General features: G+C 70.8%; 2 protein-coding genes and 1 pseudogene. 2 read left to right on the top strand and 1 reads right to left on the bottom strand.

What is annotated here, in order from left to right; translation table 11 throughout:
- A partial coding sequence (locus B9G38_RS17155) for a glycosyltransferase (RefSeq protein ID WP_143415619.1) occupies window positions 1-426 on the top strand: 426 nt, incomplete at its 5' end.
- 34 nt (window positions 427-460) lie between these two features.
- Here B9G38_RS17155 and B9G38_RS17150 read toward each other — a convergent pair.
- On the bottom strand, window positions 461-778 hold the full coding sequence (locus tag B9G38_RS17150) for a hypothetical protein (protein ID WP_049931323.1): 318 nt from the start codon (window positions 776-778) through the stop codon (window positions 461-463).
- 125 nt (window positions 779-903) lie between these two features.
- Here B9G38_RS17150 and B9G38_RS17145 point away from each other — a divergent pair.
- Window positions 904-1,573 (top strand): annotated as a pseudogene (locus tag B9G38_RS17145) (replication factor A); the annotation flags it as partial.

Raw genomic sequence — 1,573 nt, 5'->3', positions numbered from 1 at the left:
AAGAAGCTCCGCGGCCGCGACGTGACGCTCGTCGTCGGCGGGTCGGGCCACCAGACCGAGCAGCTGAAGCGGTTCGCCGAGCTGCTCGGCATCGAGGACCGCGTCGAGTTCGTCGGCTACGTCCCCGAGGCAGAGCTCGGCGACTACTACGCCGCCTCGGACGCGTTCGTCTCGCCCTCGTACGCCGAGCCGTTCGGGATCACGATCACGGAGGCGCTGGAGGCGGGCACGCAGGTCGTCGCGACGCCGTCCGGCGTCGCGGAGGTGCTCCCCGACGGCTGCCTCGTCGAGGTCGAGACGGACTCGGAGTCGATCGTCGACGGGCTCATCGAGGCGCTCGACCGCGAGGAGCCGCCGGAGTACGAGCGCCGCGAGTGGCTGGACGTGGCGGAGGACACGCTCGCCGTGTACGAAGACGTCGCGTAATCCGTTCGAACCCCTTCTCCCCGAGACGCCCCGCTCAGTCCTCGTCGCCCCGGAACACGTCGAACTCGGTCACCGGTTCCGGGTGCGTGACCCGGAAGCCGTCCGCGGTCTCCATGACCCCGCGCGTGCTGCCGGTCGCCCCGCCGTACGGGCTCTCGTCCCCGCCCGCCCCGGCGCCCTGATACGGCGAGGTGTACGGCGACCCCCCGACCGGGTCGTCGAACCCCTCGGGGGGAAGGTAGATCCGCTCGCCGCCCTCCGACCGCACGACGACCGCGACGTCTCGCGTGCCGGCCACGTCGATCACCGTGCGGTCGTCGGTGACGCGCGCGTCGATGTCGATTTCGTCCATGCCCCACGTTGCGACCGGGGACGGTTTAGCCCTACCGGCCGTCCCCGACGGCGCCGCGGGCCGGTCCGTCGCCGGCGCTCACCGGTGGTGAATCCTTTTGTGCGGCCGCGCCGAACCTCGCTTCGATGGACGTCAACAGCCATGCCGAGGAGCTCGCCTCCGACCTCGGCGTCGACAAAGAGGAGGTCAAAGCCGACCTACAGAACTTACTGGAGTACAGCGTCCCCATCGACGAGGCGAAACAGAGCGTCCGCCGGAAGCACGGCGGCGGGGGCGGCGGCTCGACGCCGACGCCCGACGCCGTCGACGTGGGCGAGATCACCACCGACCACGACGGCGTGACGGTGACGGTTCGCGTGTTGACGCAGGGAACGCGCACGATCCGGTATCAGGGGGACGACCTCACGATCCGGGAGGGCGAAATCGCCGACGAGACCGGCGTCATCTCCTACACCGCGTGGCAGGACTTCGGCTTCGAGCCGGGCGACTCGCTGACGATCGGCAACGCCGGCGTCCGCGAGTGGGAGGGGGCGCCGGAGCTGAACCTCAACGACTCGACGACGGTCGCCATCGCCGACGAGGAGGTCTCGGTGGACCGCGAGGTGGGCGGCGACCGCAGCCTCGTCGACATCGCGGCCGGCGACCGCGGCCGCAACGTGGAGGTCCGCGTGCTGGAGGTCGACGAGAAGACCATCTCCGGGCGCGACGGCGAGACCGAGATCCTCGAAGGGGTCGTCGGCGACGAGACGGCGAAGCTCCCCTTCACCGACTGGCAGCCGCGCTCCGAGATCGAGG

The organism is Halorubrum sp. SD612 (assembly GCF_002135005.1).
This window is presented reverse-complemented; position numbering and strand designations above follow the sequence as displayed.